The organism is Paenibacillus sp. J22R56 (assembly GCF_056269375.1).
The window spans coordinates 246293-260531 of sequence record NZ_JBWDNV010000011.1 but is presented as its reverse complement, the minus strand read 5'-3'; the positions used below and the strand labels follow the sequence as shown (position 1 = coordinate 260531).

Genomic DNA, 14239 nt, shown 5'->3' with positions numbered 1-14239 from the left:
TAATTAATAGCTAATAGCGAAGCTGGTCTTGCCGCGCCATAATGACCCGGAAGAAGCTCCGCTATTCAACTTGCTCTCTTAGTGTTTGAAGTGACGAACGCCTGTCATCACCATTGCGATATTATGCTTATTTGCTGCATCGATCGACTCTGCGTCCTTGATCGAACCGCCTGTTTGGATAATAGCTGTAATACCCGCTTTTGCTGCAAGCTCAACGGTATCACCCATTGGGAAGAATGCATCGGAAGCAAGTACCGATCCAACCGCCTGCTCGCCTGCTTGCTCGATCGCGATACGAGCGGAACCAACGCGGTTCATTTGGCCAGCACCAACGCCGATCGTCATGTTGTTTTTCGCCAGCAAAATCGCGTTCGATTTCACATGCTTCACAACTTTCCATCCGAACAGCAGTTGTTTCAGCTCTTCTTCAGTAGGTTTGCGGTCCGTTACGAACTGCAGATCAGCCTCGGTCAAGCTGCGAACGTCGCTCTCTTGTACAAGCAAGCCGCCGTCAACCGTTGTCGACAGCCAATCGGATTTCCGCTCAGCAGCCGATGCAGAGAGCTCTCCAAGTTTGAGAAGACGGATATTTTTCTTCTTCGTCAGCACTTCCAGCGCTTCTGGTGTGAAGTCCGGTGCGATGATGATTTCGAGGAAGATTTGGCTCAGCAGCTCAGCTGTGTCTGCGCCGATCGTACGGTTCGCCGCAACGATACCGCCGAAGATCGATGTAGGATCAGCTGCGTAAGCTTTTTGATAAGCTTCATGGATGTCAGCACCGATACCCACGCCGCATGGATTCATATGTTTGACTGCTACACAAGCTGGCTCGTCAAATTCCTTGACGATGGCAAGTGCTGCGTTAGCATCATTAATGTTGTTGTAGGACAATTCTTTGCCATGCAGCTGTTCAGCAGTCGTAATGTTGCCAACAGGTGCAAGCGGCTTGCTGTAGAACGCCGCCTTCTGATGCGGGTTCTCGCCGTAGCGCAGATCTTGAACTTTCTCGTAAGTGACCGTGTAGGATTCAGGAAGCTCTTCGCCAACTTGCTTCGTCAGATAATCAGCAATAAGTGCATCGTAAGCCGCTGTATGACGGAATACTTTTGCAGTCAGACGTTTGCGAGTTTCAAGCGTTGTGTCGCCGCCTGCTTTGATCTCTTCGATTACAGCAGCATAGTCATTAGCATCTACTACAACCGTTACGAAGGCATGGTTTTTCGCAGCCGAACGAAGCATAGTAGGACCGCCGATATCGATGTTCTCGATAGCATCCTCATATTCCACGTTAGGGTTTGCGATCGTTTGCTTGAACGGATACAGGTTAACAACCACAAGGTCGATGTAATCCAGGCCAAGCTCCTGCATAACCTTTTGATGCTCTTCGTTGTCACGGATAGCAAGAAGTCCGCTATGAACCGCAGGATGAAGCGTTTTTACACGGCCGTCCAAAATTTCAGGGAAGCCCGTTACATCGGAAATACCGATAACCGGAATGCCTTCCTTCTCCAGCAGGTTGAACGTACCGCCTGTCGAAATAATTTGTACGCCTTGAGCCGCCAGCTCACGAGAAAATTCAACAATGCCAGTCTTGTCCGAAACACTAATTAACGCTCTACGAATTGCCACGCGAAATTGCCTCCTCGAAAATAGGTACTTATTTATCTAAAGCAAAAGCTAAGCTTTCACTGTAACGTTGCGTCCGTCCAGGACAACGCGGCCCTGTGCGATCCATTGCACGACCTGCGGGAAGAGCTGCTGCTCAGCTGAATGAATACGTTCGCCAAGTGTCGACTCTGTATCTCCGCTTAGCACTTCAACTGCGCTTTGGGCAATAATCGGACCGCTGTCCATACCGCCATCCACATAATGGACAGTAACACCTGTAACCTTCACGCCATGCTCGAGCGCTTGTCCGATTCCATTCACACCAGGGAAGGAGGGCAGAAGAGCAGGATGAATATTAATCATACGGCCATAAAACGGCTCTACGAGTACAGAAGTAATAATCCGCATATACCCGGCTAATACAACCAGTTCAATGCCGCGGCGCTGCAGCTCCGCTAGTATTTCCTTTTCATAAGCCTCGCGGGAAGGATACTCCTTCGGCACAAAAATGAAGGTATCTACGCCCGCCTTGCGAGCCCGCTCTACTACTGGAGCAGATGGCTTATCACAAACAAGAAGCTCGATGGTTGCATCGAGCCCTCCTTGTCGCACCGCATCGACCAGGGCTTGGAAGTTTGTTCCTTGCCCTGATGCGAAGACGGCTAAACGCAATGCTCCCATTACACGTCCGCTCCTGTAAACGTAACGACGCGATTGCCCTCCGTTACCGTTCCGATTCGGTATGCTGCTTCGCCAAGCTCAGTTGCTGCTTTAAGAGCCTCTTCTGCTTGATCAGCTGGAACAACTACGATTAACCCGATGCCCATATTAAATGTCGTGAACATGTCACGGTTTGTAATTGCGCCTTTGTCCTGCATCAGCTGGAAGATAGGCAGGATCGGCCAAGAGCCGTATTCTACATTTACATTAACGCCTTCAGGCAGAACCCGTGGGATATTCTCAATAAAGCCGCCGCCTGTAATATGCGCCATACCTTTTACATTCACTTGCTCAATCAGCTTCAAAGCCGATTTCACATAGATACGAGTTGGCTCGATCAGAACATCACCAAGTACAGCGTCATTCAGCTCAGGCAGACGTTGGTCAAGCGCGTAGCCGCACTCTTCAAGAAGAAGACGACGTACGAGCGAGTAGCCGTTACTGTGGATACCGCTTGAAGCGAAACCAAGAACAACATCGCCAGGAGCGATTGTAGTGCCATCGATGATTTTCTTTTTATCAACAACGCCAACTGTAAAGCCAGCGATATCATATTCGTCGCCTTGGTACATACCAGGCATTTCAGCTGTTTCTCCGCCAATTAGCGCACAGCCTGCTTGAACGCAGCCGTCGGAGATGCCTTTAACAACAGCTTCGATTTTTTCCGGAACGACTTTACCGCATGCCAGATAATCGAGGAAGAAGAGAGGCTCAGCGCCTTGTACGATAATATCGTTTACGCACATGGCAACCGCGTCAACGCCGATCGTATCATGTTTATCCATCATGAACGCCAGCTTCAGCTTCGTGCCAACGCCGTCCGTTCCAGATACGAGCACAGGCTCCTCGTATTTGTCTTTGTTAAGACCAAACAAACCGCCAAACCCGCCGAGATCAGTCAGCACCTCTGGACGGAACGTTTTCTTAACATGCTTCTTCATCCGTTCGACTGCTTCATTGCCGGCAGCAATATCGACTCCGGCCTTTTTGTACGCTTCTGACACACCAGTCAACCCCTTTAATAAACTTGTCTATTAACAGCTGCAGCTCTTATCTGATTCCTCGTCTACCGGTGTTGGATAATCATTATCGAAGCAAGCCAGACACATGCCGCGGTTATACGCGCCGTCATTGCCGCCTACCGAATCGATAAAACCTTCATGGCTAAGGAAGTATAAAGAGTCCGCATTAATCATTTCACACATTTCTTGCACCGTTCTCGAAGAAGCAACCAGCTCCTTGCGATCCGGCGTATCAATACCGTAGTAGCAAGGGTTTTTGAATGGCGGAGATGTAATCCGCACATGCACTTCAGTCGCACCAGCTTCGCGAAGCATGTTCACGATTCGGCGGGATGTCGTACCGCGGACGATCGAGTCATCGATCATCACAACACGTCTGCCTTCCACGACTTTACGCACAGCGGACAGCTTCATCTTCACACCTTGCTCCCGCAGCTCTTGGGAGGGCTGAATAAACGTACGGCCTGTGTATTTATTCTTAATAAGTCCAAGCTCATAAGGAATGCCTGTTTGCTCAGCATAACCAATAGACGCCGAAATACTCGAATCCGGTACGCCGATTACGATGTCTGCATCCACGAACGATTCCATCGCAAGCTGTTTACCCATCCGCTTACGTGCGGAATGGATGTTGATTGTATTAATATCGCTGTCCGGGCGGGCAAAATAGATATATTCCATCGCACATGTAGCCCGGCGCTCTACTTCTGCGTAACGGTCTTCGCGCATACCGTCAGCATCAAGGTAAAGCAGTTCACCTGGTTGAACGTCACGTACATATTCTGCGCCAATCGATTCGAACGCACACGATTCGGAAGAGAATACATATCCATCACCGATCTTGCCCATCACGAGTGGACGAAGACCATTCGGGTCAGACGCTACAAGCAGCTTATCATTCGTCATAATAAGGAACGCAAAGCCGCCAATAATACGCTGAAGCGCATCTTTTGCTGCTTCTTCGAAGCTCTTAGACGAACGAGCGATCAAGTGAGCGATAACTTCCGTATCGCTGGAGGTTTGGAAGATCGAGCCTTGGCTCTCCAGCTCCTTGCGAATCTCCGGTGCATTTACAATATTACCGTTCGTTGCAACCGCCAGATCGCCATCCCGATAACGGAAAATAAGCGGCTGCGCATTCGCCAGCTTGCTCTCACCAGCCGTCGAATAACGAACGTGGCCAATGGAGCGATCACCAGCGAGCGATTGAATCCGCTCTTTATCAAATACTTCCTTCACAAGCCCCATACCGCGGTGGTAGGCGAAGCGGTTTCCCGCCTCCGTATCCACTGTACAGATCCCTGCACTTTCCTCGCCGCGATGCTGGAGAGCATGAAGGCCGTAATAGCTGAGGGAGGACGCATTCGGGACATTAAATACCCCGAACACACCACATTCCTCACGCAATTTGTCAAACATATCGTCACGGCCAATGCCTTCGTTATAATGATTTCCCGTCCACAGCTTATGCTGTTTTATTTCATCAGACATGGAATCGCATCCTTCCAGACCTTCTCCAGTTGTTGTACCGGTGCATTAACGCCGGATTTGCCATTTACGTTGATGGTCAGGCTGCTGCCTTTTACAGTACCGATTGCTGCATTTACTACGCCTTGTTCAGTCAGGTGCGCTTGCAATGCTGCTGCTTTCTCAGGTGTAGCCGAGAGCAGGATACGCGATTGCGACTCGGAGAACAGAAGGTGGTCAGGACGAAGATCCGTTGCCACGTTCACTTCTGCACCAATTTTGCCGCTGATTGCGGATTCCGCAAGAGCTACAGCAAGGCCGCCTTCAGACAAGTCATGAGCGGAAGCAACCAGACCACCTTGGATCGCTGTCAGAACAGCGCCAAGCATGTTTTTCTCCGTTGCCAGATCAATAGCTGGTGGACGGCCTTCAGCCGCACCGTTCAGCACGTAGAGCAGCTCGCTGCCGCCAAACTCTGCTTTAGTGTCGCCAACAAGGATAATGACGTCGCCTTCTTTTTTGAAGCCTTGTGTCGTGATGTGGTCCACATCATGTACGAGACCAACCATACCGATTACCGGAGTTGGGTAGATCGCGCCTTTTGCATTCTCATTGTACAAGCTCACGTTACCGCCGATTACCGGCGTATCAAGCACGCGGCAAGCCTCGGACATGCCGTCTGCAGCTTTCTCGATTTGCCAGAATACTTCCGGCTTCTCAGGGCTGCCGAAGTTCAGGTTATCTGTAATCGCAAGTGGTTCTGCACCGGAACATACAATGTTACGAGCAGCTTCTGCTACCGCGATACGTCCGCCTACTTCAGGATCCAGATAAACGTAACGACCATTACAGTCAGTTGTCATTGCAAGGCCTTTACGAGTGCCGCGAATCGTAACAACTGCCGCATCGGAGCCTGGTTGAACCGCTGTTGATGTACGAACCATGTAGTCGTATTGGCTGTAAACCCACTCTTTGCTTGCCACAGTTGGCGAAGCGAGTACTTTCTCAAGAGCACCAGTCAGGTCTGTTACTTCAGTGAATGCAGCTGTATCAAGCGTTGCATTCGTACGGTAATAAGCAGGCTCTTGCGATGGTTTTTCATATACCGGGCACTCGTCAACGAGTGCTTTAACCGGCATGTCAGCAACTTGCTCACCTTGGTGGAACAGACGAAGACGTCCGTCATCGGTTACTTTACCAACTTTTTTACAAATAACGCCCCAACGGTCGAAGATCTCTTGTGCTTGTGCTTCATGCTGCGGTTCAACAACGAACAACATACGTTCTTGCGACTCCGACAACATCATTTCGTAAGGCGTCATGCCTGTCTCACGTTGTGGAACCTCATCGAGATACAGCTCCAGGCCGTTGCCGGCTTTGGAAGCCATCTCTGCGCTCGAGCAAGTGAGGCCCGCTGCGCCCATATCTTGAATGCCAAGTACGATACCGGAATTGATCAGTTCCAGAGTGGACTCCATAACGAGCTTCTCCATGAACGGATCGCCGACTTGTACGGCAGTACGTTTCTCTTCGGATTCTTCTGTCAGCTCAACGGATGCGAATGTCGCACCGTGGATACCGTCGCGGCCTGTTGCAGGACCAACGTAGAAGACTGGGTTACCAACACCTTTTGCTACGCCGCGCTGGATTTTATCATGATCGATAAGACCTACACACATTGCGTTAACAAGCGGGTTGCCTTCGTAGCTCTCGTCGAACATAACTTCGCCAGCAACAGTAGGGATACCGATACAGTTACCGTAGCCAGCAATACCGCTGACAACGTTCTCGAACAAGTACTTCACACGATCATTCTCAAGCTTGCCGAAACGAAGCGAGTTCAGCAGGGCAACAGGACGAGCGCCCATCGAGAAAATGTCACGGATAATGCCGCCAACACCAGTTGCAGCACCTTGGTAAGGCTCAACAGCAGATGGATGGTTATGCGATTCGATCTTGAATACAACCGCTTGGTTGTCGCCGATATCAACGATACCCGCGCCTTCACCTGGTCCCATCAGGACACGTGGTCCAGTGATCGGGAATTTCTTCAGGATTGGCTTGGAGTTCTTGTACGCACAATGCTCCGACCACATAACGCTAAATACGCCGATTTCCGTGTAGTTAGGTGTACGGCCAAGAAAACCGCAGATAAGCTCAAACTCATAATCCGATACACCAAATTGTTGATAAATCTTTTGCTCGACGATTTGTTCGGCTGTTGGTTCCTTAGCCGTTAATTGCTGCGCCATGTTGTTCCCTCCATGCATTCAAAATCGATGTAAACATCCGTTTGCCGTCTTCCGAGCCGAGGATTTGATCAACCGCACGCTCTGGGTGAGGCATCATGCCAACGACATTACCCTTTTTGTTGCTGATACCCGCAATGTTCTCAACCGAACCATTCGGGTTCGTGTCGCCTGCGTAGCGGAACACGATTTGGTTGTTTGCTTTAAGCTCAGCAAGTGTTGCATCGTCGCAATAGTAGTTGCCTTCGCCGTGAGCGATTGGAATATCGATAATCTCGCCTTGCGAGTATTGGTTCGTAAACGCTGTGCCGTTGTTCACCACTTCAAGCGGTGTTTGGTGGCAGCGGAATTTAAGGCCTGTGTTGCGGATCAGTGCGCCTGGCAGAAGGTTAGCTTCGGTCAGAATCTGGAATCCGTTGCAGATACCAAGGATGAATTTACCTTGTTCTGCTGCTTTCACAACTTCATTCATTACTGGAGCGAAACTTGCCATCGCGCCGCAGCGCAGGTAGTCGCCGTAGGAGAAGCCGCCTGGCACGAGAATGGCATCGTATGCGGACAGGTCAGTCGCTGTATGCCATACGTAATCAACCTCTTGGCCGATTGTATCTTCTACCGCTTTGTAGCAGTCGATGTCACAGTTGGAGCCGGGAAATACGATTACTGCAAACTTCATCGATTATCCCTCCAATTCAAAACGGTAATCTTCGACAACCGTGTTTGCCAGCAGCTTCTCGCACATTACTTTCACGCGTGCTTCCGCTTCAGCGCGGTCATTCGTGTCAAGTTCAAGCTCCAGGTATTTACCGATGCGAACTTTATCAACTTCTGCAAATCCCATTGTGTGCAGCGAGCCTTGAACGGCTTGACCTTGCGGGTCGAGTACATTTTGTTTGATAGTGACGTAGACTTTGGCTTTCATAAGTGGCCTCCTGAAAATGGTTTTTCCGGTCGATGTGTAAAAGAGTTCGCCAGCTCGTGTCCCTCAGTCACAGTGGTGTCTGTCTACGTCGCTGTTGAAATCGGAAAATTTCATTTAATCTACTTCGTGGATATTTTCCGAATTTCAAAGGCGAGCGCTGTCGCTCTCCGACAGACACCCCTGCTCCTTCAGTCCCGGCTGCCGTTTTCTACAACATCCTCCCGGGTAGTCGTGTAAGCAATTAGGGGGCGTTTTGTGGCGCTTATCGCGCCTTTAACGCCAAGAAAGATCTAATAATTAAGAACAAAACTAAAACCTATAAATGATTACGATCTATACCAATGAACTGCCAGTTAAACGGCTGTAGATGTCTAGGTAACGATTTGTTGTTTCGTTAACAACGGATTCAGGCAGTGGAGCCGGCTTGCTGTCTCTGTCCCAATCGGAATCAAGAAGGTACGTGCGGACCGGTTCTTTATCCATGCTGTCGATCTCGATATCGAAAGCATAGTTGCCCTCTGCCCAGAAACGCGAGGAGTCCGGGGTAAAGATTTCGTCGATCAGAATGACTTTGCCGTCGATCAAGCCGAACTCGAATTTGCAATCAGCAAGGATAATACCATGCTTCGCGCAATATTCACGAGCGAACTCGTACAGCTTGATGCTGCAGTCGCGAAGCTCTTCAGCGAGTTCTGCGCCAACCATCTCTTGCATCCGCTCGAATGGAATGTCTTCATCATGGCCAACATCGTTTTTCGCTGCTGGAGTGAAGATTGGCTTAGGGAATCGCTCGTTCTTGCGCATACCTTCCGGAAGCTCGATTCCGTTAATCGCGGACGTTTGTTGGTATTGTCTCCAACCGCCGCCAGTGATATAGCCGCGCACGACACATTCAATATCAATGCGCTGTGCTTTCTTCGTTACCATGATGCGGTTTCTCAGCAATTCCGGCTCCGTTACGATATCCCCAAGCTTGTCTACATCAGTGTGGATGACATGGTTTGGCTGGATCGAAGCGGTTTGCTCGAACCAGAATGCCGACAGGCGATTCAGTACGTTGCCTTTCTGCGGTACAGCAGGATCAAGAATATAATCGAATGCTGAAATGCGGTCCGTTACAACGATCAGGTAATGCTCGCCGAGATCATAAAGCTCACGTACTTTGCCTTTATACAGCAGCGGAGCTTTGATATAATCCGCTGCTGAGGATAAAGCTTGCGATTGTGCAGTCATTCTTCGAATCCCCTTTGCCTCTTAGTTCAAGCCAAGACGTGTGAAAATCGTATTCACATGCTTCAAATGCCAAGCCGGATTAAATGCATCATCGATTTCTTCAGCAGACAGCAGGCTTGTGATCTCCGGTGTCGATTCGATAATATCGCGGAATTGACGCTGCTCTTCCCATGCTTGCATCGCACGTGGTTGAACGGTGTCGTAGGCTTGCTCACGGCTGAGGCCTTTATCAATCAGCTTTGTCATCACGCGGCCAGAGAACGGAACGCCAAATGTACGCTGCATGTTTTTCTTCATGTTTTCAGGGAATACAGTCAAGTTCTGAATGATGTTGCCAAGACGGTTCAACATGTAGTTCAGAAGCATTGTTGCATCCGGGAGGATAACACGTTCAGCCGAAGAATGGCTGATGTCGCGCTCATGCCACAGCGGTACGTTCTCGTAAGCTGTCAGCATGTGACCACGAATCACGCGGGACAGACCGGAAATATTCTCGCAGCCAATTGGGTTACGTTTGTGCGGCATTGCGGAAGAGCCTTTTTGACCTTTCGCGAATGCTTCTTCCACTTCACGGAATTCACTCTTCTGCAAAGCGCGAATTTCAGTAGCGAATTTATCAAGCGATGTAGCAACAAGTGCCAGTGTCGCCATATATTCAGCGTGACGGTCACGCTGCAGAGTTTGTGTCGAGATTGGAGCTGCGCTGATGCCAAGCTTGTTACAAACGAACTCTTCAACGAAAGGATCGATGTTAGCATAAGTACCAACGGCACCGGAGATTTTACCGAATTGAACGCCATTAGCTGCATGCTCGAAGCGCTCCAGGTTACGTTTCATTTCTTCATGCCACAGAGCCATTTTGAGACCAAATGTTGTTGGCTCAGCATGTACACCATGTGTACGGCCCATCATTGGCGTATCTTTATATTGAACAGCTTTCTCGCGAAGGATCGAGATGAAGCGCTCGATGTCTTTTTTCAAGATGGCATTCGCTTGAAGAAGCAGGTAGCCATTCGCTGTATCTACAACGTCTGTCGAAGTCAGGCCGTAATGCACCCATTTGCGTTCCGGACCAACAGTCTCGGACACGGCACGTGTGAACGCGATAACGTCATGACGGGTTTCTTGTTCGATTTCGTAAATACGGTCGATATTGAAGGTCGCTGCGGCGCGAAGCGCTTCGACATCTTCCTTCGGAATAACGCCAAGCTCAACCCAAGCCTCACAGGAGCAAAGCTCAACTTCAAGCCATGCTTGGAATTTATTCTGCTCTGTCCAAATTGCTCTCATTTCCGGTCTGCTGTAACGCTCTAACATGTACCGTTCACACCTTCCAAATGTTTGTCTCTTCTATCCAATCAAGCGCCTGTTGCACATCGCCTGCAAGCACGTTAACATGGCCCATCTTACGTTTATGAACAGCGTCTTTCTTACCGTACAAATGAACTTTCGGAGCAACATTCAATCGCGATGCCGCCTCATCATGCTTGGTTATCCGCGCTAGCAAAGGCTCAACATGTTGTCCAAGAACATTCACCATTACAACGGGAGTAAGCAGCTGAGTATCACCTAAAGGCAAATTGCATACCGCACGTACATGCTGTTCGAACTGCGAAGTACGGCAGGCTTCCATTGTATAATGCCCGCTGTTATGAGGACGTGGCGCCAGTTCGTTGACGAACAGTTCACCGTCAGCTGTCAGGAACAGCTCAACGGCGATTAAGCCAACAACTCCAAGCCCTTCAGCAATCTTCATCGCCAGCTTTTCCGCTTCCTGTTGTACACTCTCAGCAATTCGAGCAGGAACGATCGACAGGTGCAAAATATTTTCGATATGAATATTTTCTGCTGCGGGGAACGCTTTTATCTCACCTTTCGGACTTCTTGCCGCAATAACGGATAACTCTTTATCAAACTTAATGAATTGCTCCAGCACTAGCTCTACACCGGCACGGCTTAATGTCTCATACGCTTCTTCAATCTCGTCGAAGCTTCTAATCACCCATTGCCCTTTGCCGTCATAGCCGCCCATTGCTGTCTTAAGTACGCATGGAAGGCCAAACTTTTCAGCCGCTGCGCGAAGCTCCTCGCTGCTCCGGATCTCACTGTACGGGGCAACCCGTACGCCTGCCGCTTCAATCGCTCGCTTCTCACGCAGCCGATGCTGCGTTGTATAGAGAAGCTCGCTTCCCTGCGGCACATACGATTCCGACATGAGCATCGCAGCTACATCAGCGTCTACATTCTCGAATTCGTAGGTGATGACATCTGCCCGGCGTGCAAGCTCGCGAGCTGCTTCACGGTCATTGTAAGCAGCGACGATCTGTTCAGCTACTTGTCCGCATGGTGCGTCAGGCGTTGGATCAAGTGCAACGAATCGATAACCCATTGCGCTGCCCGCAAGTGCCATCATTCGGCCAAGCTGTCCGCCGCCAAGGACACCAATCGTACTGCCCGGCAGCAGCGTCCTGTTGCCTGCTTCCATCATCATAATGTCTCACTGCTTTCCAGCACTTCCTGCTTGACCCGCTCACGCCGCGCTTCTACACGGGCTTGTACTTCTGGATCAAAGGCTCCAAGCATTTGAGCAGCCAAAAGGCCAGCGTTTGTACCGCCGGCGTTGCCAATCGCAACTGTTGCAACCGGAATGCCGCCTGGCATTTGGACGATCGACAGGAGCGAATCAAGACCGCTCAGATTGGAGGATTTCACTGGTACACCGATTACCGGCAGAATCGTCTTTGCAGCAACCATACCCGGCAAATGCGCGGCACCACCGGCACCTGCAATGATTACTTTAAGGCCGCGTTCTGCAGCAGTCTCCGCATACTCGAACATTAAATCTGGTGTCCGATGCGCAGAAACAACCTTTTTCTCGTACGGAATTTGCAGTTCTTCTAACACGTCGCAGGCAAGTTTCATTGTATCCCAATCCGACTTGCTGCCCATGATGACGCCTACTTTCGCAGACATGCGTTCAAACCTTCCTTCATATATAAAATGTGTACATCTCGCGAAAACCAACCCGAAAAAATACAAAAATCCCGCGCTGCAACCATATCGCTTATGGATGCTGCCGGGACTCGAGCAAAACGTCAGGGTACTTCATTAACGAAGGATTCACCCTGCGCGTCTATAATGGCAACAATTGTCTTTACTTCAAAACGCCCGCCATCAAAGGAAAACGGAAGCCGTATCACCTTGATTAACACGGTAATGCAAAGACAGCATAAGGCTGCCCTGACTTACAGGCAACCTGTCTATTTGTTCCATCATGCTCGTAGTCCGAAAATATAGGTTTTCGGGTAGATACTTTCGGGCCTTTTTCCCGAGGATATACGAGAACTTTCAACATAATAACGGATCATTCGACGAACGTTCCGCCTTAACCTACTCTAGTTTAATCAATCCCCCTATGTCTGTCAATGAAAAGCGTATAAAATACGAACATTAAAATAATATAGTTCAAATAAAGTTCGTTTTTGCATAATAATGCAACAATTCGGGCTCCCTTTTTCTGCCTTTATCAAATTAATTGGCTTGGTGTTAAGTTTGGGAAGGTTCGGAATAGAGTAATAGAAGAGACATTAACGTATAACTTGAAAAGATCAAGGAACGGGAGGCGAGAGGCGATGCAAATCTATACTGTCAAAACACGTGATACCATACAAAGCCTGGCGCAGCAGTTCAATATAGGACCTGATGCGATATTTGCAGCCAATGGCATGCATGAATCTGAGCCTCTCGTCTCCGGACAGTCGCTTATCATTCCCGTTCAAGCGGCCACCCACCAAGTGATGCCCGGTGAAACCTTATGGTTGATCTCACAAAAATACAGTGTCACCCTGCAAGAGCTGGCCAGAGTGAACCATATCACTAATCCCGCCCTTATTCTTCCCGGCATGATGCTTCGCATTCCGAACCCCCGTAAGATCGCCATTGAGGCCAATGGTTATACTGAACCAGCTGCCATGACAGGAGCTCCTGGATCTTCACCTGCAGCCTCCGCCGCCAGGCATTTGACCTTCCTAAGTCCGTTCAGTCATCAAGTTAGACCTGACGGTTCATTAAGCATGTTGTTTGATAAGCCGATCATTCAAGCCGCCAATCAGAATCGCGCCACCCCCATGATGGTAATCACGAACTTTGACGGCTATTCGTTTAGTCCCAGCCTTGTGCATTTCATTTTATCTAATAAAACGGTAATTGACCGTCTGATCCATAATGTCATCAACACCATGCGAACGAACAGGTATTGGGTGCTTAATGTCGATTTTGCGTTTATCCCCGCTGCTGATCGTGTCTTGTATCATCAATTTTTGGAACAGCTGACCGACACGCTGCATCGGTACGGATATCTGGTGTCCTCTACTCTCCCTCCAGCTGTTGAACCTAATCTTGCGGGTCATCTGTACGAGGGACAGGATTACGCCTTCCATGGACGTCTGCTCGATTTCGTTATTCTAATGACGTATGAATGGGGCTGGTCCGGAGGACCGCCGATGCCCGTTGCCCCGCGCAATGAGGTTGCTAAAGTTGTAGCACATGCCTTATCAGTAATACCTGCGAATAAAATCATGCTGGGTATGCCCTTATACGGCTATGACTGGACTCTCCCTTATGTCCCCGGCCAGGACTGGGCTTTATCCATCAGCTCAAACGATGCTGTTCGAAGGGCGGCAAGATATGGCGCCTCTATCCAATACGATCCGATTGCAGAGTCGCCATACTATAGGTACCTCGATGAGCAAGGACGTGATCATGAGGTTTGGTATGAGGATGCTAGAAGTGTGCAGGCGAAGCTTGATCTCGTCAAATGTTATCACCTGCGCGGAATAAGTGGTTGGGTGCTCGATGTTCCGTTCCCTGTTTTCTGGCAGGTGCTGGAGCAAAATTTCCATGTCCATAAGTGGATTAAATAGGTTAAACACGCGCAAACTGCGCAGATTGCAAAAATAAAGCACACTGCGCATTTAAATGTTCTTTCGATCGCCATTGCTCAGGGGTTCCTTTGAATT

General features: G+C 49.5%; 12 protein-coding genes and 1 riboswitch. Of the genes, 1 reads left to right on the top strand and 11 read right to left on the bottom strand.

Annotated elements, in window-relative coordinates; all coding sequences use genetic code 11:
• Window positions 1-78: 78 nt before the first annotated feature.
• The 11 genes from purH to purE form a co-directional block, all read right to left on the bottom strand.
• Window positions 79-1629 (bottom strand): bifunctional phosphoribosylaminoimidazolecarboxamide formyltransferase/IMP cyclohydrolase, encoded by a 1551-nt coding sequence (gene purH, locus AC0YNT_RS25705; protein ID WP_475807159.1) that lies wholly within the window; start codon window positions 1627-1629, stop codon window positions 79-81.
• A gap of 48 nt (window positions 1630-1677) precedes the next feature.
• The gene (purN, locus tag AC0YNT_RS25700; RefSeq protein ID WP_475807158.1) at window positions 1678-2289 is read right to left on the bottom strand and encodes a phosphoribosylglycinamide formyltransferase; all 612 of its coding nucleotides are present in this window, start codon (window positions 2287-2289) and stop codon (window positions 1678-1680) included.
• A complete protein-coding gene (purM, locus tag AC0YNT_RS25695) occupies window positions 2289-3332 on the bottom strand; it encodes a phosphoribosylformylglycinamidine cyclo-ligase (RefSeq protein ID WP_475807157.1) in 1044 nt (347 codons plus the stop codon). Before purM ends, purN begins: the two co-directional genes overlap by 1 nt.
• Before the next feature lie 30 nt (window positions 3333-3362).
• Window positions 3363-4841, bottom strand: coding sequence for an amidophosphoribosyltransferase (gene purF, locus AC0YNT_RS25690; RefSeq protein ID WP_167278812.1), 1479 nt, complete (start codon window positions 4839-4841; stop codon window positions 3363-3365).
• Window positions 4826-7069: a phosphoribosylformylglycinamidine synthase subunit PurL gene (purL, locus tag AC0YNT_RS25685; protein ID WP_475807156.1), complete on the bottom strand. Its 2244-nt coding sequence runs from the start codon at window positions 7067-7069 to the stop codon at window positions 4826-4828. Before purL ends, purF begins: the two co-directional genes overlap by 16 nt.
• Complete coding sequence (gene purQ / locus AC0YNT_RS25680) at window positions 7047-7742, bottom strand: phosphoribosylformylglycinamidine synthase subunit PurQ (protein WP_475807155.1); 696 nt, start codon at window positions 7740-7742, stop codon at window positions 7047-7049. The genes purL and purQ overlap by 23 nt, the downstream gene beginning before the upstream one ends.
• 3 nt (window positions 7743-7745) lie before the next feature.
• A complete protein-coding gene (gene purS, locus AC0YNT_RS25675) occupies window positions 7746-7988 on the bottom strand; it encodes a phosphoribosylformylglycinamidine synthase subunit PurS (RefSeq protein ID WP_167278809.1) in 243 nt (80 codons plus the stop codon).
• A 333-nt stretch (window positions 7989-8321) separates the two neighbouring features.
• Window positions 8322-9221, bottom strand: coding sequence for a phosphoribosylaminoimidazolesuccinocarboxamide synthase (locus tag AC0YNT_RS25670; protein WP_475807154.1), 900 nt, complete (start codon window positions 9219-9221; stop codon window positions 8322-8324).
• Between the two features lie 21 nt (window positions 9222-9242).
• Window positions 9243-10538: an adenylosuccinate lyase gene (gene purB, locus AC0YNT_RS25665; protein WP_475807153.1), complete on the bottom strand. Its 1296-nt coding sequence runs from the start codon at window positions 10536-10538 to the stop codon at window positions 9243-9245.
• Window positions 10539-10545: 7 nt separating this feature from the next.
• Window positions 10546-11712 carry a 5-(carboxyamino)imidazole ribonucleotide synthase gene (purK, locus tag AC0YNT_RS25660; RefSeq protein ID WP_475807152.1) on the bottom strand — a complete coding sequence of 389 codons (1167 nt, stop codon included), beginning with the start codon at window positions 11710-11712 and terminating at the stop codon, window positions 10546-10548.
• Entirely contained in the window at window positions 11709-12194 is a 486-nt protein-coding gene (gene purE, locus AC0YNT_RS25655) for a 5-(carboxyamino)imidazole ribonucleotide mutase (protein ID WP_167278805.1), read from the bottom strand. The genes purK and purE overlap by 4 nt, the downstream gene beginning before the upstream one ends.
• Window positions 12195-12482: 288 nt before the next feature.
• Window positions 12483-12583, bottom strand: a riboswitch (purine riboswitch).
• Between the two features lie 270 nt (window positions 12584-12853).
• Between purE and AC0YNT_RS25650 the strand changes: the two genes are divergently transcribed.
• Window positions 12854-14143, top strand: coding sequence for a LysM peptidoglycan-binding domain-containing protein (locus AC0YNT_RS25650; RefSeq protein ID WP_475807151.1), 1290 nt, complete (start codon window positions 12854-12856; stop codon window positions 14141-14143).
• Window positions 14144-14239 lie beyond the last annotated feature (96 nt).